Source organism: Streptomyces canarius, from assembly GCF_014650735.1.
Taxonomy (GTDB): Bacteria; Actinomycetota; Actinomycetes; order Streptomycetales; family Streptomycetaceae; genus Streptomyces; species Streptomyces olivaceoviridis.
The window spans coordinates 16,469-35,669 of the sequence record NZ_BMVN01000005.1 but is presented as its reverse complement, the minus strand read 5'-3'; the positions used below and the strand labels follow the sequence as shown (position 1 = coordinate 35,669).

14 protein-coding genes and 2 pseudogenes are annotated in these 19,201 nt (G+C 72.8%); 7 read left to right on the top strand and 9 right to left on the bottom strand.

What is annotated here, in order from left to right; translation table 11 throughout:
• Window positions 1-240: 240 nt before the first annotated feature.
• Window positions 241-1,083 (top strand): EamA family transporter, encoded by an 843-nt coding sequence (locus tag IE294_RS09110; protein WP_189884165.1) that lies wholly within the window; start codon window positions 241-243, stop codon window positions 1,081-1,083.
• Window positions 1,084-1,106: 23 nt separating this feature from the next.
• Here IE294_RS09110 and IE294_RS09105 read toward each other — a convergent pair whose 3' ends face one another.
• Genes IE294_RS09105 through IE294_RS09080 form a run of 6 tightly spaced genes read right to left on the bottom strand, consistent with a single transcriptional unit; the run spans window position 1,107 to window position 10,357 of the window.
• A complete protein-coding gene (locus IE294_RS09105) occupies window positions 1,107-2,543 on the bottom strand; it encodes an aminobutyraldehyde dehydrogenase (RefSeq protein ID WP_189884163.1) in 1,437 nt (478 codons plus the stop codon).
• On the bottom strand, window positions 2,540-3,451 hold the full coding sequence (thpD, locus tag IE294_RS09100) for an ectoine hydroxylase (RefSeq protein WP_189884161.1): 912 nt from the start codon (window positions 3,449-3,451) through the stop codon (window positions 2,540-2,542). Before thpD ends, IE294_RS09105 begins: the two co-directional genes overlap by 4 nt.
• Window positions 3,448-5,454, bottom strand: coding sequence for a primary-amine oxidase (locus IE294_RS09095; RefSeq protein ID WP_189884159.1), 2,007 nt, complete (start codon window positions 5,452-5,454; stop codon window positions 3,448-3,450). The genes thpD and IE294_RS09095 overlap by 4 nt, the downstream gene beginning before the upstream one ends.
• Window positions 5,451-6,278, bottom strand: coding sequence for a thioesterase II family protein (locus tag IE294_RS09090; protein WP_189884157.1), 828 nt, complete (start codon window positions 6,276-6,278; stop codon window positions 5,451-5,453). The genes IE294_RS09095 and IE294_RS09090 overlap by 4 nt, the downstream gene beginning before the upstream one ends.
• The gene (locus tag IE294_RS09085) at window positions 6,271-9,219 is read right to left on the bottom strand and encodes an amino acid adenylation domain-containing protein (protein WP_189884154.1); all 2,949 of its coding nucleotides are present in this window, start codon (window positions 9,217-9,219) and stop codon (window positions 6,271-6,273) included. The genes IE294_RS09090 and IE294_RS09085 overlap by 8 nt, the downstream gene beginning before the upstream one ends.
• A 1-nt stretch (window position 9,220) precedes the next feature.
• Entirely contained in the window at window positions 9,221-10,357 is a 1,137-nt protein-coding gene (locus IE294_RS09080; protein WP_229917063.1) for an acyl-CoA dehydrogenase family protein, read from the bottom strand.
• 456 nt (window positions 10,358-10,813) lie between these two features.
• On the opposite strand from IE294_RS09080, the gene IE294_RS09075 reads away from it, so the two are divergent.
• Both IE294_RS09075 and IE294_RS09070 read left to right on the top strand, forming a co-directional pair.
• Window positions 10,814-12,130, top strand: coding sequence for an arginine deiminase (locus IE294_RS09075; RefSeq protein WP_229917062.1), 1,317 nt, complete (start codon window positions 10,814-10,816; stop codon window positions 12,128-12,130).
• 66 nt (window positions 12,131-12,196) lie between these two features.
• Window positions 12,197-13,045, top strand: a complete 849-nt coding sequence (locus IE294_RS09070; RefSeq protein ID WP_189884152.1) for a class I SAM-dependent methyltransferase — start codon at window positions 12,197-12,199, stop codon at window positions 13,043-13,045.
• Window positions 13,046-13,758: 713 nt separating this feature from the next.
• Here IE294_RS09070 and IE294_RS09065 read toward each other — a convergent pair.
• A complete protein-coding gene (locus IE294_RS09065; RefSeq protein ID WP_189884150.1) occupies window positions 13,759-14,346 on the bottom strand; it encodes a TetR/AcrR family transcriptional regulator in 588 nt (195 codons plus the stop codon).
• A 217-nt stretch (window positions 14,347-14,563) separates the two neighbouring features.
• Between IE294_RS09065 and IE294_RS09060 the strand changes: the two genes are divergently transcribed.
• The gene (locus tag IE294_RS09060) at window positions 14,564-15,328 is read left to right on the top strand and encodes an SDR family NAD(P)-dependent oxidoreductase (protein ID WP_189884148.1); all 765 of its coding nucleotides are present in this window, start codon (window positions 14,564-14,566) and stop codon (window positions 15,326-15,328) included.
• An 82-nt stretch (window positions 15,329-15,410) separates the two neighbouring features.
• Here the strand turns inward: IE294_RS09060 and IE294_RS09055 are convergent, their stop codons facing one another.
• Window positions 15,411-16,634 (bottom strand): aminotransferase class V-fold PLP-dependent enzyme, encoded by a 1,224-nt coding sequence (locus IE294_RS09055; protein WP_229917061.1) that lies wholly within the window; start codon window positions 16,632-16,634, stop codon window positions 15,411-15,413.
• 1,009 nt (window positions 16,635-17,643) lie between these two features.
• Here IE294_RS09055 and IE294_RS49610 point away from each other — a divergent pair.
• Window positions 17,644-17,850: pseudogene (locus IE294_RS49610) on the top strand (TetR family transcriptional regulator C-terminal domain-containing protein); the annotation flags it as partial.
• An 85-nt stretch (window positions 17,851-17,935) separates the two neighbouring features.
• Window positions 17,936-18,076 (top strand): annotated as a pseudogene (locus tag IE294_RS09045) (IS5/IS1182 family transposase); the annotation flags it as partial.
• On the opposite strand, the gene IE294_RS09040 reads toward IE294_RS09045, so the two are convergent.
• A complete protein-coding gene (locus tag IE294_RS09040; protein WP_189884721.1) occupies window positions 18,057-18,269 on the bottom strand; it encodes a hypothetical protein in 213 nt (70 codons plus the stop codon). The pseudogene IE294_RS09045 and the gene IE294_RS09040 overlap by 20 nt on opposite strands.
• 134 nt (window positions 18,270-18,403) lie before the next feature.
• On the opposite strand from IE294_RS09040, the gene IE294_RS09035 reads away from it, so the two are divergent.
• A complete protein-coding gene (locus IE294_RS09035) occupies window positions 18,404-19,183 on the top strand; it encodes a hypothetical protein (RefSeq protein ID WP_189884146.1) in 780 nt (259 codons plus the stop codon).
• The last annotated feature ends 18 nt before the right edge of the window (window positions 19,184-19,201 follow it).

Here is a 19,201-nt window from a genome sequence, read left to right as displayed (position 1 = left end):
GCTGCGCCGCGACCCTCGGGCCGGACAGCGGGGGAGCGGGAGACACCTCGCCCACCGCTGCGGCACGCTCGACGGCACAGCCGGGACTGCCTGGGTGGGACGTCCTTCATCGACGCCGGGCAGCGGCCGGTCAGCCGGGTGTCATCATCGTGGGGATCCCGGGTAGGGCGCTCGGTATGTGTGTGCGCGCCGATGCCTTACCGCCCGGGGAGAGTCCGCAGCCGCCCGCGGGGAGGGCCCGTGAGTGAGACGCTGGCGCTGGCCTCTGCGCTCTGCTTCGGAGTGACCCACTTCGCGAACGGGCTCGTCTCCCGCCGGGTCGACGGCATCACCGTGGCCCTGTACGCACAGCTTGCCGGGACCGCGGTTGCGCTGGTGGCGGCCCTGTCGTCCGCCGGCGGCTCCGCGACGGCGGGTGACTATGGGTTCGGGGCGCTCTCGGGCGTCGGCACGGGCGTGGGGGTCGCCTTCCTCTACCGGGCGATGTCCCAGGGGCAGATGAGCGTCGTCGTCCCGGTCAGCGACGTGGGCGCCGTCGCCCTTCCCGTCCTGGTGGGGGTGGCCCTGCTGGGCGAACGGCCGGCCGCTGCCGCCTGGGTCGGCATCGCGGCGGCGGTGCCCGCGCTCTGGCTCGTCTCCCAGGCGGGACCGAGCCCGGGCGGGGGTCCGTCGGGGACTGCGGGCGTGCCGGCCGCGCTGGCCGCGAGCGCCGGTTTCGGAGTGCAGTTCCTGGCGATGGCTCAGGTGGGCGCGGGCGGCGGCCTGTGGCCCGTCGTCGTCAGCCGGGTCGCCTCCGTGCTGGTCATCGCTGCCGTGCTCGTCCTCTACCGGTCCCCGGTGACGATGCCCGGCCGGCCGGCGGCGGTGGCCGCCGCGGCCGGTGCGGTCGGCACGGTCGCGATCATCCTGTACCTGGCCGCCACCCGGCACCAGCTGATGGCCGTGGCCACCGTGCTGTCGGCGCTCTATCCGGCCATCCCCGTGCTGCTGGCGCTGGTCTTCCTGCACGAGCGGCTGACGCGGTGGCAGGCCGCCGGACTGGTGTGCGCTGCCGCCGCCATCGCGCTCATCGCCCTGCGCTGAACACACCGGCCGCACCGGTCACGTCAGGTGCCGGTGTAGGTCATGACGTGCTTGACGCGCGTGTAGTCCTCCAGCCCGTACGCCGACAGGTCCTTGCCGTACCCGGACTGCTTGAAGCCGCCGTGCGGCATCTCGGCGGCCGTGGGCATGTGACAGTTGATCCAGACGATGCCGGCGTCGATGCGCCGGGCCATGGACACGGCACGGCGGTGGTCCCGCGTCCACACCGACGAGGCCAGGCCGTACCGCACGTCGTTGGCCATGCGCAGCGCCTCCTCGTCGTCGGCGGACGCCTGCACGGTCAGGACGGGCCCGAAGATCTCCTCCTGCACCGCCTCGTCGTCCTGGCGCAGCCCCGTGACCACCGTGCCCTCGTGGAAGAACCCCTCACCCGGCAGCGCCGAACCCCCGGCGACCGTACGGGCGTGGGCGGGCAGCCGCTCCAGGAAGCCCCGGACCCGGTCCCGCTGCGCCGCGCTGTTGAGCGGTCCGAACCAGGCGCCGGGAGCGTCGGGCGGTCCCGGCGTCAGCTCCTTGACCTCGCGCACCAGGTGCTCCACGAACGCGTCGTGCACCGAGGCGTCGACGACGATCCGGCACGCCGACGCGCAGTCCTGGCCGGCGTTGTAGAGGCCCGCCTCGGCGATGCCCCGCGCCGCGTGCGCCAGGTCCGCGTCGGCCGCGACCAGCACCGGCGCCTTGCCGCCCAGTTCCAGGTGGACGCGTTTGACTTCGGCGGAGGCGGCCGAGGCCACGTCGGTGCCGGCGCGCACGCTGCCGGTCACCGACACCATGGCCGGCCCGGGATGCCTTACCAGCCGTTTCCCGGTCTCCCGGGTGCCGCAGACCACGTTCAGGACGCCCGGTGGCAGGAACTCCGCCGCCAGCTCGGCCAGCATCAGCGTGGTCACCGGGGTGGTGTCCGAGGGTTTGAGCACCACGGTGTTGCCGGCCGCGACGGCGGGGGCGAACTTCCACACCGCCATCATCAGCGGGTAGTTCCAGGGCGTCACCTGGGCACACACGCCGACCGGCTCCCGGCGGACCGAGGAGGTGTGGCCGGGCAGGTACTCGCCCGTGGAACGGCCCTCCAGCATCCGGGCGGCCCCCGCGAAGAACCGGATCTGGTCCGTCAGGGGGACCATCTCCTCGCGCACGACGAGGCGCAGTGGCTTGCCGGTGTGGACCGTCTCCGCTGCCGCGAACTCCGCGGACCGCTCCTCCAGGGCGTCCGCGATCCTGAGCAGCGCCCGTTGCCGCTCGCCGGGCGGGGTGTCCCGCCAGCGCTCGAACGCGTCCTGGGCGGAGCGTACGGCCGCGTCGATGTCGGCCTCGCCGGAGACGGGAGCCGTTCCGGCCGGGCGCCCGGTGGCCGGGTTCACCAGAGGCGTGGTCTCGTCGGTGCGGGCCGGACGCCGGGCTCCGCCGACGAAGTTGTGCAAGGGTTCGCCGAGGTTCACCGGGCCTCCCCGACGGGTGTGAAGTCCCGGGACGCGATGTACGACGGCCGGGGAGCGGGTGCGGCGTACGGCGGCCCGAGCGTGTTCTCGACGCTGCTGTACACGAGGAAGATGTTGGAGCGCGGACAGGGTGTGATGTTGCCGTTCGAGCCGTGCATGCAGTTGGAGTCGAAGAACGTCGCGGACCCGGGCGGCCCGGTGAACTGGTCGATCCCCCCGGCCTCCTCGGCCAGCTCGCGCACCGCGTCCTGGTCCGGCATGCCGACGGTGGGGGAGTGGGTGCGCAGTGAGGTGCGGTGGTGGCCGGGCGGGGTGCGGCCGACGCAGGGCACGAAGGTGCGGTGCGAACCGGGGATGATCAGCAGACTGCCGTTGTACGGGAAGTTCTCCGTCAGGGCGATCGAGACGCTCAGCGCGCGCGGTCGCGGCATGCCGTCCTCGGCGTGCCAGGTCTCGAAGTCGGAGTGCCAGTAGAAGGGTCCGCCGGTGAAGCCCGGCTTGTAGTTCACCCTGCTCTGGTGCACGTACACCTCCGAGCCCAGGAGCTGGCGGGCCACGTCCGCGAGGCGCGGGTCCGCGGCCAGCCGGGCAAAGGCGGGGCTGACGCGGTGCACCTCGAAGACGGAGCGAACCTCCTGGGAGGCCTCCTCCACCACCGTGCGCTCGTCGGCGCGCAGGGCTGGATCGGCGGCCAGCCGGGCGGCTTCCTGCCGCAGAACGTTCACCTCCTGCGGGCCGAACAACGGCTGCGGAGCATGGCGGTAACCGCGGTCGGCGAAGTCGGTGCACTCACCGGGGGAGAGCGGCCCGTCCGCCGGGTCACCCCACACCACCGGATCGTGCCGGGGCACGCGCGGACCGGGTTCCAGCAGCCGGGTGGGATAGCGGTCGGTCAGTGTCGTGCTCATGGTGCGCTGTTCCTTTCCGGAGTGCGGTCATCGGGCAGTGGGTCGTGGCAGGAGCCGGCCCGGCAGGCGTCGGGCGCGGGCAGGTCCAGGGCGGGGTTGCCGTCGAAGAAGCCGTTCGGCAGCAGCGTGAACCCCGTGGCTATCACCGGCATCGCCGGCCAGTCCTCGGGCCGTACGACGTGGTGCTCGCCGAAGGTGTGCCACAACACGATGTCGGTGTCGGCCGTGGGCCGGTCGTCCCGCACGTACTCGGGCAGACCTCCGTCGCCGGGATGCTGGTTGGGGTAGTCGCCGGCGGCGTACATCTGGGCGGGGTCGTGCGCGGTGACCCAGAGGTGGCCGTAGGTGAAGCGGGCCCGGTGCCAGGCCTGGCTGCCCCGGGGCTGCATGGGCAGCAGACCCGAGGACGGGACGAGCTTGTAACCGACCGGCTCACCGAGGCCGTTGCGCCGGCGCGGGTTGACGATGTTCCAGAAGCGGCCGGTGGCGGCCTGCGCGGTGCGCTGCTCGGCCTGCCGCTCCGTGGCCAGCAGGCGCGCCTCGGTGCGCCAGGCGTTGCCGTACGGATTGTGCTCGTCCATCGGCAGCGGCACCGAGTCGACCTCGTACACCGAGTTACGCGATCCGTCGACGGCCATGTCCAGGCGCATGGAGAAGAAGTGCTGGTGGTGCGGGCCGTACAGACCGGGCGCCACCGCCGCGCCGTACGGCGGGCAGGGGCCGGAGAACGCCCCCGTCGAGATCATCCCGGTCAGCTTGACCTCGAAGCCGATCGTGCCGTCCAGGTACAGGTACCAGAAGTACCCGTACTGGTAGTTGCCGAGGACGGCGAAGGAGGAGATGACCAGTCGGCGCTGCCGCCGGGTGACGACCCTGCCGGTGCGGAAGTCCGTGTGCTTCCAGGCGATGTTCATGTCCTCTTCGTGCATGCAGATGGCGTGGGGCAGCATGACCGGCTCGCCGTCCTGGTCGTGCACCACGGCGTCGAAGTAATGGATCTCGCCGAGGCAGTCGCAGCCGAGTTCGAGGGCGTTGACCATGAACCCGGCGCCGTACTCGCCCTCGTCGAAGGCGTTCTTGCGGTAGTGGGTGAAGCCGGGGTCGCCGTACGGCGTGTACATCTCGGCGAGGGAAGCACGGTGCAGCACCGACCGGACCCGGCCCTTGTCCTCGTATCCCAGCTGGTGCAGCACCAGGCCCTCACGGACGGTGAAGCCGAGACGCAGCCGCCACTTCTGCCAGCGGACCGCGTACCCGTCGACCGTGAAGCTCGGCCCCTCGGGCTGGGTGATGTCGATCGGTTTCAAGTCGGTGCGCTCACGCACGGCGGGCGGCCAGTTGCCATCGTCGGCGCGCTCGTCCGGGTCGTAGTTCCCGGAGAGCGGCGGCAGCGGCACCACGCCCCGGTCGGTGACCTCCAGGACCTCCATCGAGTCCAGGTCCACGAGCGCCACCAGGTTCTCGACCGGGCGGGCGTAGCCGTTGTCGCGGGGACGGGCGCGGAGGAAGGTGAGCGCGTAGGACAGCCGCCGTCCCGGCCAGTCGGGGTGGTCGCCGGTGTGGCCGGTCGGCCAGGCGTCGACCATGGCGAGGGAGAAGTCCCCGGAACCGCGCCGGCGCATGCCCTCCTGCCAGCGGGGGTCCGCGCGGACCGCGGCGTCGCACTGCGCGAACTCCTCCTCGGTGATGGCGGTGTGGACACCGGGACACGGGCGCCAGAGGGTGACCTCCTCGGTGTCCAGACAGACCACCGCCTCGTAGGTACGGCGGTGCCGCCGGTCGCGCAGGACGACGCTCACCTCGCGTGGCGGGCGGCGCTGCGGATCCTCGTCGGCCAGCCGGTCCTTGTCCGGCTCCTTGAGCGACATCATCACGAAACGCACGTCCGCCGTGAGCTGGCGCCGGGACTTCAGCAGCGTGGCGGCGAGGCGGATCTCGTCGGCGGTCAGCGGCTGGAGCGGATGCCGCGTCGCCACGGTCGTCGTGGCCGGGGAGACGGTCACAGGGACCTCCTGGACAGGTGGGCGGTCGGGGTCCGGGGCGGGGCGTGGTACGGCGTGGCCGCCTGCATCAGGTCGTGGCGCAGGGCTTGCAGGGCGAGCGGGCGGCCCGTGTCGAGGTAGAAGTGGCCGCCGGGAAAGCGCCGGTGCCGCACGACGGGGACGCGGGTCAGCTGGCCCCAGTCGTCCAGGCGGCGCGGTACGAGCGTCATGTCCTCGGCGCCGGCGTAGACGGCGATCGGGATCGGCAGCGGCAGACCGCCCGGGCGGTGCCGGTAGGTCTCGGCGGCGGCGAAGTCCGCGCGGAGCGCCGGCAGCATCAGCCGCAGGAGCTCCGGCTCCTCACGGATCTCCGGTGAGGTGCCGCCGAGCCGGATCACCTCCGCGAGGAAGGTGTCGTCCGGCAGGTCGTGGCAGGGGCGGGCCGGCGGAGTGAGGCGGTGCGGGGGTTCGCTGCCCGAGACCACCAGCATCGCCGGCGGCCTGCCCCGGCGCAGCAGGACCCGGGCGGTCTCGTAGGCGGTGACGGCACCCAGGCTGTGCCCGAACAGGGCGTACGGCCGGTCGTCCGCCGCGTGGTCCAGGACCTCGGCCACGTCGTCGGCACAGCCGCGGGCGAGGGCCGTCACACTGGAGCGGGGCGGCTCGGTGTAGCGCCCGTCCCGGCCCGGCAGCACCATCGGGTGGACGTCGATGTCGGGGGCGAGCGCGGTGATCCAGGCGCGGTGGGCGCCGGTGCCCGCCCCGGCGTGCGGGAAGCAGAACACGCGGATCCGGGCGTCGGCAGGCCCCTCCTGGCGCCGGGTGCGGGGCTGTCGGTCAGTCATCGGAGTGGTCGCCTTCCCGTGCGTGCGCTGCGCTCTTGACGAGGTCCCGGACGGTGGGGGACGCGAGGAAGTGCTCCAGACGGACGTCCAGGGCGTGTTCCGCGCGTGCCCGGGAGACGAACCGGGCGGCGTGCAGCGAACTGCCGCCCGCGGCGAAGAAGTCCTCGCCCGGATCCAGCCGGTCCCGGCCGAGCAGCCGGCCCGCGAGCCCGGCGAGCGCGTCCTCCAGGGCGTCCGGCCCGCCGCTCCCGGTCTCCGTCTCGTGGCGCTCCGGCCGCAGGCGCGGCAGCGTGGCGTAGTCGGTCTTGCCGTTGCCGGTGACGGGCAGCGCAGGCAGGAAGCCGTAGGCCGCGGGGAGCATGTAGGCGGGCAGGGTGCGGCGCAGGTGCCGGGTCAGGCCGGCGGTGTCCGGGGCAGTGCCGTCCGCGGCGACGACATGGGCCTCGATACGGTCGTCGACGGCACGGACCGCCGCGGCGCGGACGCCGTGGTGCCGTTCCAAGGCGTGCTGGATCTCGTCGAGTTCCACGCGGTGACCGCGGATCTTCACCTGGCGGTCGGTCCGGCCGAGGAAGTGCAGGACCCCGTCCCGGTCCATGCGCACGAGGTCGCCGGTGCGGTACATGCGCGCGTCGGGCCGGCCGGCGAACGGGTCGGGCAGGAAGCGCCGCGCGGTCAGGCCGGGGCGCCGGCGGTAGCCGCGGGCCACACCGGACCCGCCGACGTACAGCTCGCCCGGCCGGCCGGGCGGCACCGGCTCGCCGCGCTCGTCCAGCACGTGCACGCGGACGTTGGCCAGCGGCGTTCCGATCGGCACCGGCGCGTCACCGGCCCCGGGACGGCACTGCCAGGACGTGACGTCGATGGTGCACTCGCTGGGGCCGTAGAAGTTGTGCAGCTCCGCCGGCAGTCCCAGCGCGTGGAACCGGTCGACCAGCCGCGGCGGCAGGCTCTCGCCGCCGCAGAAGACGTACCGCAGGCCGGTCACGTCGGCGAGGGCCGGATCGTCCTCGTCCAGCAGCACGTCCAGCAGGGAGGGGACGCAGGCCAGCACGGTGACGCCGGTGTCCCGCATGAGGGTGAGCATCCGGTGCGGGTCGCGCAGCGCTCCGGGCGGGGGGACGACGAGCGTGGCGCCGGAGATCAGCGGGGCGAAGATCTCCCACACGGAGATGTCGAAGCCGAGGGACGTGTGGTGCAGGACCGCGTCCGACGGGTGCAGCGGGAACGTGGCGGCGTCCCAGTACAGCCGGTTGGTCAGATTGCGGTGTTCGACCTCGACCCCTTTGGGCGTACCGGTGGAACCGGAGGTGTAGAGGACGTACACGAGCGAGTCGGCAGCCGCCGGCCGCCTCGCGCTCCGCAGACCCGCCGCGTTCCGGGCCGGCTCCGGCAGGGGCATGACCGGGACGCGCAGCGGCGGCAGACGGTCGAGCAGCCGGGCTTCGCCCAGGACGAGGGCGGCGCCCGCGTCCTCGGACACGAAGGCGTTCCGCTGCGGTGGATGGGCGGGATCGAGCGGCAGATAGGCGGCACCCGCCTTGAGCACCGCCAGGATCGCCGTCACCGCTCCGGGACCGTGCTCCATGTGCAGCCCTACGAGGTCACCGGCGCCGATGCCGCGGCGGGACAGGGCCTCGGCCAGGCGCTCGGCGTCCGCGTCCAGCCGCGCGTAGGTGAGGTCGCCCTCGGCGCTGCGGACGGCGACCGCACCGGGATGGCGGGCCGCGGCTGCCTCGAACAACTCGTGCACACACCGCCCGGCCGGATACCGCACCTCCGTGTTGCGTACGCTCGCCGGTTCCCGCAGTCGGGCCAGCCGGCGCGGGGCCGGCTCGCCGCGAGGACCGGGGTCCGCCGCGGACGGCGAGAGGAACGGGCCGGCCGGCTGCCCGTACGGTCCCCAGCGCGCCGTCTCCGTCATCAGGCGGCGGTGGCAGGCGGCGACGGGACTCCCGTCGTACAGACCGTACGCCCCGTGCACGTGCACGGCGTGACGCACGCAGTCCTCCAGCAGCGCGGTGACCGCGGCCGTCAGAGCCAGCGCGCCGGCCAGCGCCCGCCAGGCCCGCTCGGGGCTGATGCCCTGTCCGTCGGCGTCGAGTTCGCGCAGCCGCGCGTCGTTCGCCAGGCGCAGCCCCTCCAGCCGGGCGCGCTGGGCGGCGAGGGGAAAGGCGACGGCCTGGTACGAGCCGATCGGGCGGCCGAACTGCGACCGCCCGCGGGCGCGGTCGACGGCCCGGGTGAGCGCGGCGCGGGCCAGACCCAGCAGGTGGGCGTTGCGCAGCAGCGCGCACCCGGCCCACAGCGGACCGGCGGACGCGCCCGCCAGGCCGGGGTAGGCGGTGCCGGGGCCGTCCGTGGCCACGGCCATGAGCGTGTCGCCCGGGGTCGGGTACGGCGTCGCGCCGGCCGGCCGCCACCCGGTCACGACGTCCGGCGCGCCGGCAGCCGGGAGAAGGACGAGGTCCGGTGGCTCCTGAGTGAAGAGGGCCGGCCCGCGGAACTGGGTGGTGTGGCTGTTCCGTGCGGTCGTCCGGCCGTCGTGTCCACCGCTCCGGCCGTCGAGTCCGGCTGGGTGGGCATGGTGGCCCGTGCCCTGGGCGCCGGCGTCGGGCCAGGGTACGGCCACCCCGACGCCGCACGCGCCCGTGCGGACCTCCCGGACCAGTCCGGATGCCGCGCGGGTGAGGAACGGGAGCGCCGCCAGGGCGTCCAGAGGGTCGCTCGGGCCCAGGGCGAGACCCAAGTGCTCGGCCAGTGCGGCGGCGTCGGCGGCCGTCAGCCCCAAGCCCCCGTCGTCCACCGGGAGACAGGCGCCGGTCCAGCCGTCCCGCGCCAGCGCGCGGCGTACGTCGGTGACGCGGGAGGGGTCGCACGAGTCGAGGGTGGCGGTGAAGTCCCGGAGCAGCTGCTGCTGCCAGGTACTGCGACGAGGCATGTCAGATCGGCTCCTCCCACGGGTCGCCGCCGTCCAGCAGGTCAGTGACGACGGTCGACAACTGCATTTCCGAGGTACCGGCGGCGAGCGTCAGCCCGGGTGCCTCGCGGACGGCCACCATCAGGTCGGGGAAGGCGGGAGAGCCCTGCGGGCCGAGCAGCTCCCACGCCAGCCGGGCGACCCTCTGGGCCAGTTCGCTGTTCCACCACTTGGCCGCGGCAGCGGCAGCGGCGCCCAGCCGCCCGTCCGAGAGGTCGGCCACCGCCCGCCAGCCCAGCAGGCGCGCCGCGGTCACCTCGGCGTCCAGCCGGGACAGTTCATACGCGCCGCCCGGTCCGCCGCGCGCCTCCAGCGCGCGGACGAGCTGGTCCAGCCAACGGCGGGCCCGCCCGGCGAAGCAGATGCCGGTGCGTTCCAGCCCCAGGGCCTCGGTGAGCATCGACCATCCGGCATCCGGTGAGCCGATCAACGCCTCGTCGTCCACCTCGGCGCCGTCGAGGTGCACGGTGAAGAACGGCTCCGGGTTGACCGTCGGCAACGCCTCGATCCGCACGGCGGGATGGTCCAGGGGCACGACGAACAGGGCGGTGGCCGCGTAGGCGTTGTCCCCGCCGCCTGCGACACGTGCCGCGCAGATGCCGTACCGGGCGTTCGCCGTGGTGGCGTTCCAGGTCTTGGTGCCGGTCAACCGCCAGCCGCCCGCGATGCGTTCGGCGCGGGTGGCCATGCCGCCGAGGTCGCTGCCGGCGTCCGGTTCGGTGTACAGCACGGAGAAGATGACGCGGCCCGCGGCCATCTCCGGGCAGTGGCGGCGGCGCTGCCGCTCGGTGCCGAACGACAGCAGCGTGGTGCCGGCGTTGTCGATGGTGTTCACCCGCGCGCTGTCGGGGACACCGTGCAGGGCGAGTTCCTCGGCCACCGCGGCGCCGGCGGACACACCGGCGCCGCGGCCGCCGTACTCCGGCGGCCAGTGCGGGGCGAGCAGTCCACGGCGGCCCAATTCTCGGTAGGTCAGCCGGGGGACCGGACACTCCCCATGCGGCGGTGTTCTCCATATGCCGTTCAGTTCTTCGCGTAATTCCGGCTCCGCCAGCAGATGCCGTACTTCGTTGCGTAAATCGGAGTTCTCAACGGGCATGAGCGAACCGGTCACGAGAGATTCCCACTCGATAGGTGTCCTGTCGGCAGTCCTGCCTTTCCCCCAGTGTGAGAACGTCGCTGGGCCGTGTGTCAAGGGCTGTGCAACGTCGTTCGCAGAGGCCGCCATCACGCTGTTCCCCGTGTACAAAATTCAAACCCGCGACTTTGCGCCGCCTTTTTTCCAGGATGTTCGAGCAGGTGAACGGAATGCCTTCACACAACCTTCAGACCAGGCGACTTCACACAGGTCAACGCCGTCCCCAGGAGGGATTCAACGGCATTTCGCGCGCTCGTCCTAGATCATTCCCGGGACAGACCGTTGACGCGTGCACATGCTTTTCCCTACGTTGGCCGGACACGGCACCGCTTCCACGACCGGGGTAATGCGCCGCCTGCTTTTCGCGAGCTTTCTTCGGCCGGCCCCGGTCACCCCTCCCTCATCCCAGGAGCGGTCATGAGGCGTTCTCCTGCCCTCTTCGACAACCATCGCCCGCGGCAACGCGCACCCACGAGCGGCCCGCCCCCGAAGCCCGCCCGACCACCGGCCCTGAAGGCCCTGCGCGACACGTGCGTCGACAACGAGACCGGCGTCCTGCGCCGGGTCCTCACGCACCGCCCGGGAGCCGAACTGAGCCGGCTCGGCCCCGGTAACTGTCACGATCTCCTCTTCGACGACGTGCCCTGGGTACAGCGTGCCCAGGCGGAACACGACGCTTTCACCGGGCTGTTGCGGAGCCACGGCGTCGATGTGGTGGAGCTGGAGTCGGTCCTGGCCGCCGCCCTGGCGGAACCCGGCGCCGGCCGGCCGATGGCGCGGGCGGTGGTGGCCGCCCAGCGGCTCGGCCCGCCCGTCGCCGCGGCGGTGGACGCCATGTGCCAGGCGGTGCCGCCCCGTGACCGGGCCGGACTGCTACTGGCGGGCATCACCGTGCGGGAACTGGCGGTGGAGCACCCGCGCGCGGTCGCGGCCTCGCTCAGCACCCTGACTCGTTCCCCCGACGCATTCGTGCTGCCACCGCTGGTGAACTCCCTCTTCGTCCGGGACAGCAGCAGCTGGCTGGGCCGGCGTCACATCGCCCACCGCATGGCGAGCACGGCACGGCGGGCCGAGGGACTGCTGTTGGGGACGGCCGCCCGCGCCGCCGGAGCACATCCGCTGGCCGTCCCCGGGCCGGGCGAACCTGTGGAGGGCGGCGACGTCCTGCTCGCGGGCCCCGGATGTGTCCTCGTCGGCGTCGGCCAACGCACCACGGCCGCCGCCGCGGAGCAACTGGCCCGCGCCCTGCTCGCATCCGGGCAGGCCCGGCACGTGTTCGCCGTCCTGCTGCCACGGGCCCGCCAGTGCATGCACCTCGACACGGTGCTGACCATGGTCGACGGGGACACCTTCCTGGCCAGCGGCCCGCATCTGAGCGCGTGCCGGTGGTTCATGCTGCGGCTCGACCGGGACGGGGCGGTGGTGGCCGCGAGCGTCGACGACCCGCTGACCGGGCTGGCCAGGTCCCTCGGCCTGCCCGCAGTGCGGCTGATCGCGGCCGGCGGCGAGCGCACCGATGTCGCCGCGGAGCGGGAGCAGTGGAGCGACGCCGCCAACGTCCTGGCCGTCCGCCCAGGCACTGTCATCGCCTACGACCGCAACATCGTCGCCAACGAGCAACTGGCCGCCGCCGGCATCGAGGTGCTCACCACCCCCAGCGCCGAGCTGGTCCGGGGCAGAGGCGGTCCGCACTGCCTGTCCTGCCCCCTGCTCCGCGACCCGCCGGAAGCCTGACCCCGCACCCGTCCTTCCCGTCCTCACCCTCCCGCTCTCCCGTTTTCCTGTTCCGAGGAGGAACACATGACGACGTACGACCAACGCCCTCGCACCCTCGCCGACCAGGCCGAACAGCAGAAGGACCAAGTCCGGTCCGTGTACCGCCGGGTGGCCGAGGAGTACGACGAGCGCATCCCCGGACTCGGCCCGTGCGACGAGCTGTTCACCACCACCGAGCACCGCTTCCTGTTGGAGAAGATCCAGCCCGGCGAACGCGTCTTGGACATCGGCTGCGGCACCGGCCGCTTCACCGTGCCCATGGCGGAGCTGGGCGCCCAGGTCAGCGGGCTGGACCTGTCGGAAGCGATGCTGGAGATGGCGGCGGGCAAGCTCCGCGAACGGGACCTGACCGCGGACCTGCGCGAAGGCGACATGGCGCACATGCCCTTCCCGGACGGTTCCTTCGACACCGTCACCAGCATGCTCGCGCTCATGCACCTGCCGCTGGAGGACAGGCCGGCCGTCTTCGCCGAGGTGCACCGCGTGCTGCGGCCCGGCGGCCGGATGCTGCTCGGCGTGAAGAACGCCCTGTTCGAGGAGATGTTCACCGGCGACCGGTTCGCCTCGGTCGACGTCACGGACGTCGCGGCCAAGCAGTTGCAGTTCACTCGGACCCGCAGCGGCGAGGACTACCTCGCGCCCTGGTACAGCTTCAGCCCGCAGGACCTGACGGCGCTGTTCGCCGGCGCCGGGATGACCGTCACCAGGATGCGTGGCAACTCGCCCCTGGCCGCGTGGCTCGCGGACGAGGTCCTGCGGGACGCCTCCGTCCGCTCGTTCGTCGACCGGATCGAGCGGTTCCTCGGCGAGATACCGCCCTTCAACCACCTGGGCTACCACCTGCTCGTGGAGGCGGTGAAACCAGCGGTCTGACCACGGCGTCCACGTGCGGCGGTTGCCCACCGCGGCTGCGCGCCTGGTGGCAGACCAGCGCGATGCTCCCCTCCGGGGTGGCCGCCGACGTCATCAACTCCCTCCTTCGGTACGTCCGTGCCGCGGCTGCGGCGGTTCGGGCCCGTGTCGCCGCCGTGGCCGGCATGGCGCCGACGGCCGGCGACGTCACCGCGACGGTGTCCGCGATGACCGACGGCACCTGCTCGCCGAAGCCCGCCGCCACCTCGCCCTCGTCCTGCGAGGCCGCCGCCGCGACCCCGGCCTGGACGACCGGATCGTGGCCGCCGCTGTCCCCACTCACTGCCTGGACATCAGCGAGCCGAAGACTTCACGCGGTGTGGAAGCCGGCTACCGCCTTCACACCGCACGGTGGGCGCGGTCGACGTCCCCGCCCCATTGTTCACTTCACGCCCACCTCCTGGTTCTGGCCGCAAGCTCCGCCAGGCGGTTGTCGCCACCTGAGGGATGCGAGGAGACACGCGAGCGCCGAGTCCGCGGCGAGCCGGTGAATCGCCGTACACGTCGGGCCGGCCGCACGGGTCTCGCCACCGTCGCGCCGTCGCTCCGGTCCGCGTCTTCGGCAGTACGCGAGGAGTACGGGGAGACCGTGAGCCAACCCCTCCGGCGGCCATGCGTATCTGCTGACAGACTCCCGCCACCCACCCCGTGTGGCGGGACGGGGCGGCCGTCCTTCAGCGCGTCAGGACGCCGTGCAGGAGCAGATCGATCAGCGCCTGGGCCAGGCCGGGCTGTTGTTCGGTGTCGGCCATGACGCTGATGCCGCCGAGAGCCATGAGGACGTCACGCGCCTCGACCTGTGACCGGGTGACGTTCTGACTCGCCCCGGCGGCGAGGAGGTGACGGACCGCCTCGGTGAGGTGCGCGCGGGTGGTCAGCCGCTCGCCCTCGTCGGTCAGTACCACTCGGAGTACGTCGGCCATGCCGTGCTTGGCCGCCATGAAGTCGATGAAGCGTTCCATCCAGGCCCGGAGTGCCTCCGCCGGGGGCAGCGAAGCGGTGAGTTCGGGCGCTGCTGCGCACAGCACCTCTACTTCATGCCGGTACGTCGCCTCGATCAGCAGTTCCTTGGACGGGAACCGGCGGTAGAGCGTGCCGACACCGACGCCGGCCGCGCGGGCGATGTCCTTGACCGAGGCGCCCGTGCCTTCCCGGGCGAACGCCTCTGCCGCGGCGCTGAGCAGCCGGTCCTCGTTCCGTCGCGCATCGGTGCGCAGCGGCCTGTCCTGCCGTCCGGTGCCGTCTGTGCCCTTCCCGGTCAACCTGTTTCCTTCCCCTCGCCCTTGCAAGCGGAACCAGTTCCGCTTAGTCTGCGTGCAGTACATGCGGAACCGGTTCCGGTTACGAGGTTACCGTGCCTTCGCGCGAGGGGCGAGGGGCGACGCCGGACTACGGCGGACGCCCGGCTCGCTGCCCGTTTCCCGTGTCGCCGGCATCCGAGGGCGACCTGCCCGACCACCCCTATGAGGAGGAAGACGCATGACCGCGCGACTACAGAACACGGTGGCCCTGGTGACCGGTGCGAGCAGCGGCATCGGCGAGGCGACCGTGCGCGGCCTCGCCGCGGAAGGCGCGGCCGTCGCCGTGCTGGGACGGCGGCGCGCACGACTTGAGGCGCTCGCGGACACACTGCGGGCCGAGGGTGGCACGGCCCTGGTGGTGGAGGCCGACATCACCGACAAGCAGCAGGCCGCGAGCGCGCTGGAGAGCGTGGTGGCGGAGCTCGGCCGCCTGGACACGGTCGTCAACAACGCCGGCTTCATGGGCGTCGGGCAGGCCGTGGACTCTCCGCTGGAGGAGTGGGAGCACATGCTGGAGGTGAATGTGCAGGGCCTGCTGTACGTCACCCATGCCGCGCTGCCGCATCTCCTGCGCGCGGCGGAGGACTCGCCGCGGTCAGTGGCCGATCTGGTGAACATCAGCTCCACCGCGGGACGGGTCGCCCGCCCCGGGACCGCCGTCTACAACCTGACCAAGTTCGGGATCAACGGCTTCACCGAGGCGCTCCGGCAGGAGCTCAGCCCGAAGCACGTGCGGGTGAGCGTGGTCGAGCCCGGCACCGTGGACACCGAACTGGGCACGCACCTGCGCGACGGCGTACGGCAGGCCGTCGAGCGCCAGATCGCGGGCATGGAGCCGCTCCGGCCCGAGGACATCGCCGACGCCGTGGCCTACATCGTCACCCGGGACCGCCGGGTCGCCGTGAACGAGATCCTCGTCCGCGCCGGCGACCAGACCTGGTAGCCGGCGGCCCGCGGGCGCGCCGCGCGACGCTCACCCGGACCGGCGACCCCCATCCGACGGGTCCGGGCCCGATCCGGCGGGCTCAGCTCCGCAGCGACGACAGCGCGGCGGCGACCCGCTCGGAAACCTTCGGCGGCGTCGAGGCGTGCGGGGAGAAACGGAGTGAGTCGGTGCGCACTGTCGGAGTGACCCCCTCGGCGTGCAAGGCATTCGCCACGAGGGACGGTTCGTGCCCCGGCATGGTGAAGGAGAGGATGCCCGCTCGCCGCGCCGGGTCGGCGGGGGAGAGGACGCGGCCACCGCACCGCTGGACGGTGTCGGAGAGTTCGGCGATCCGCGCGGCGATCGCGCCCTCGATCGCCGCTACGGTGTGCCGCTCCACGAGGGCGAGCGCGGACGCGAACGCGGCGGCCGTCACCGGGCTGAGATGGGTGATCGACCACCGTCGCGCGTCCGGGGCCGGTGGGTGCGCCGTTCCGTCGAAGAGACCGGCGTCCTCGACCCCCGTCCAGCCGGTGAGGACGGGGTCGAGACGTTCCAGCGCCCGGTCGGACAGCGTGGCGAAGCCGGTGCCCCATCCCGCGCGCAGCCATTTCTGACCGCCCGTGACCAGTACGTCGGCCGCGTCCCAGGGCAGCGCGGCCACGCCGAATGCCTGGATGCCGTCCACGATCAGCAACCGGTCCGGACCGATCGCCTCGCGCAGCGCCGCGAGGTCGGTGCGGAAGCCGGTACGGAAGTCCACGGCGCTCACGGACAGGGCGACCACGTCATCGGTCAACGCGGTGCGGACCAGGTCGGGGGTGACACCGGCCCCGGGCGCCGGGTCGAGCCAGCGTGGTGTGGCCCGGCCCAGCTGCGCGGCGCGGTGCCAGGGATAGTGGTTGGCGGGGAAGTCGGTCTGCGGCGCGAGGACTACGCCTTCCCGGATGCCGAGAGCCGCGTGGAACAGGCCGGTGGACGTGTTCGGGAGCAGCACGGTGTGCCGGACGTCGGTGCCCGCCAGGCGGGCGGCCGTGTCCCGCGCGGCCTCTTCCGCACGCATCAGGGCGTCCACGGTGGTGTGGTCGGCGGTGGCGGATTCCGCCACGGCCCGTGCGCCGGCGGCGACGGTATCCCGCGAGGGCGGTCCGAAACGTGCGAAGTCCAGGTACCCGGCGGGCGTGTCGAAGTGGGCGGCGTACGACGTGAGCACGGGGCTCGTCCTTCCGGGCCGGTGCGGTGTGGTGTGGGTGGCGCGGCGGGTGAGGATCGTACGCGTGCCGTGGACCGCCTCCTCGCCGCCCACCACCACGCGTGTCGCCACCCGCCCCGCACCGTACGCGGTTCGCTGCGCGCGGTTCTCCCCGGGGTGCCGGTCAGCGTGCGGATCCCCGTCATTCCGCCCTGCGAGCCGCCCCGCGCGTCAGCCGCGTGAGGGACGCGCCGAACCGCAGCACGCCGCTTCCGGCGCCGGTCGGCACCTTGCCGTGGTCCCGGCGGCCGAGCTGATCCGGATGCGCGGGGCGCCTCGTCCCGCCTCCAGCAGGTGCGCCCACCACCATCCGCACAGCGGCTCATGGGCCGAGCAGGGGGCGTTGGTGCGTGCCACCACCGGTCGCAGTAGCGCCTTGTCGGCTTCGCCGGCCCAGAACGGGCGTTGACCCCAGAGCGGCTCTTGCGGTGCACTCGCCGAGGCGGCTCGACCTCTCCAGTGACGGGTGGAACGGGCGTGGCCGCCGTACCAGCGGGCCCCTGGAGGTGGTTGGCCGGACCGGCCGTCGCCGGGGACGGCGACGGCCCCCACGGTCGCGACCGAGGCCGGCACGGTGCTCCCCGGCTGCCCGCATTCATGCGACGCCAGGCAGAGGACGCGTCGCACGAGCCTCGACGACGCCGGGCGCCCCGGCCGCGGCTCGCGCGACGGCCGTCCCGCCGCCGCTCGGGCGTGTGCCGCGGCAGCGCACGGCTGCTCATCGCCTGCCGGAGTGCCCCCGCGTGGCCACAGGGAGAGACGGGGAGGACCGTGGCACAGGGCCGCTGCGCCGGGCCACACGTGTGCCGGGCCACGGGGTACCGGGAGGGAAGGCCGAGAGCGTTCACCGCACACTTCAGTGGCTCGCCGGTCAACTGTGACGCGGCGCGTCCGGCGCGTTTTCGACCCGGTCGGCCGGCTGGGAGTCATATACGCAGGTAGCCGGACCCGTCGCTCGGCGCCGCCGCGTGAGTCGGGGCGTGCCGGGCACGGCCGCGGGCGCGAGCCGGACGAGCGCGGTGGGCGACCAGGACCGCGAGGAGGGCGAGGACGGAGAGGAGGGTGAGGACCGCGTACGCCCATCGGACGCCGGCACGCCCCCAGCGGGAGAAGCGACCGCAACGGAGTCGTCCGCGGCTGCCTGGCCGGGAACCTTGGTGCGGATATGGCGGATCACAACGAGGAGATCCGCTCGGCCGTCCAGCGTGGCTTCGGCCGCTGGACCGAGCACATCCAGCAGGCGCTCACAGATGCCCAGGCCGGCGACTTCGACAGCGCCCTCGACACGGCGGACACCGCCCTGCCGCCCGTAAGGCGGGGGCCGTCAGCGGGGCTGCACCGGGCGGCAGCTCCCGCCGCTTGGGCCCTGGCCCGGCCGCCACCGATGGGTCGGGAGAGAACCGCGTCCTGGCCCGCCGGCTGCCGCCGCCTCCACCGACGCTACGAACGCAAAGCCGGCCACTTCCTTGGCCTTCACCGGCATCACCTGCACCCTCATCCGCTGCCGCAGGCTCTGGGTGGCACGTTCAAGTCCCCCCACGGGCGTGGAACGCCTTCGCCGCCGCGCAGGTTGGCCGCCCACTTGTCGTCCTGCGTGCACTTCACCGGCCGCTCCTCCTCGGTGGCAGGGGCCAGGGAGAGCGGGGTGCAGCCGGACGGGGGACGCAGGTGCCGCGGTACGAGGGCGTGCGAGAGGTTGCTGATCACCGGCCCGGCCGTCGCGGATGCGTCCGTCAGGCCCTTGACCGGGTGCCGCTTCGACGGAGGATGGGGGCAGAGAGCGGTCTGCGTGGTGAAGTGTGGGCCTCTGACAACTCCGACAGCAGGGAGCGTTTCTTCCGATGGCCACACAGCCCGCACGCCCTGAGCGCAGCGGTACCGGGACCGCCTCGGTCATAGGTGTCTCGCCGTTCAAGCCTTCTCTCGTCAAAGCGGTGTTCAGGGACGTGACCTCGATGCACGTCTCCCGGTCGGCCGCGTGGGCCGCCGCGTCGGTGACGCGGACAGTGCTGACGGAGATCATCGACGGCGCGAGGAGAGCGGCGGCGGAGGAGGCCCGGAAGAAGCTGATTCCCGGTGACCTGCTCTCGGCGATCGACCGGAACGTCGAGCTTGAGGTGGGGAACAAGTGGTACGACCACAGCCCGACGTTCCACGGGCTGACCGGTGTCCTGTACGACGCCGAGGGTGTCATCGTGCCTTCTCGTCAGCGCGGCAGGTCGCGCAAATGGAGTGCTGTGGTCGGCGCCCACAGGTTCGAGGCCGGGGTCAGGAAGCTGCTGCGGAGCCGGGGGACGACGGCCGTCCCGGCGATGCTCCGCGACCTGGACGGAATCGCGAGCGTGTTCCTGACGGACATCGCCCGGGACGCGGCCATGATTGTCCGCGAGGGCGGGGTCAAACGTTTCGGTACGGTCACCCCGGTGATGTCGGGCGAACCGGCCCCACCCACGTTCCTCAAGGATTCCCTCCGGGCCCCCTCCACCCGCAGGGGGGACGGGCGAACCATCGGCAGGGATGACATCCTGGCCGCCACCACGATGCAGTTGTTCGGCGGCAACCTCAGGCAGCGAGCCCTCACCGAAGCACGCGAGGCGACACAGAACGTTTCGGCCGGCTGAGCGGGTGCGACCCACATC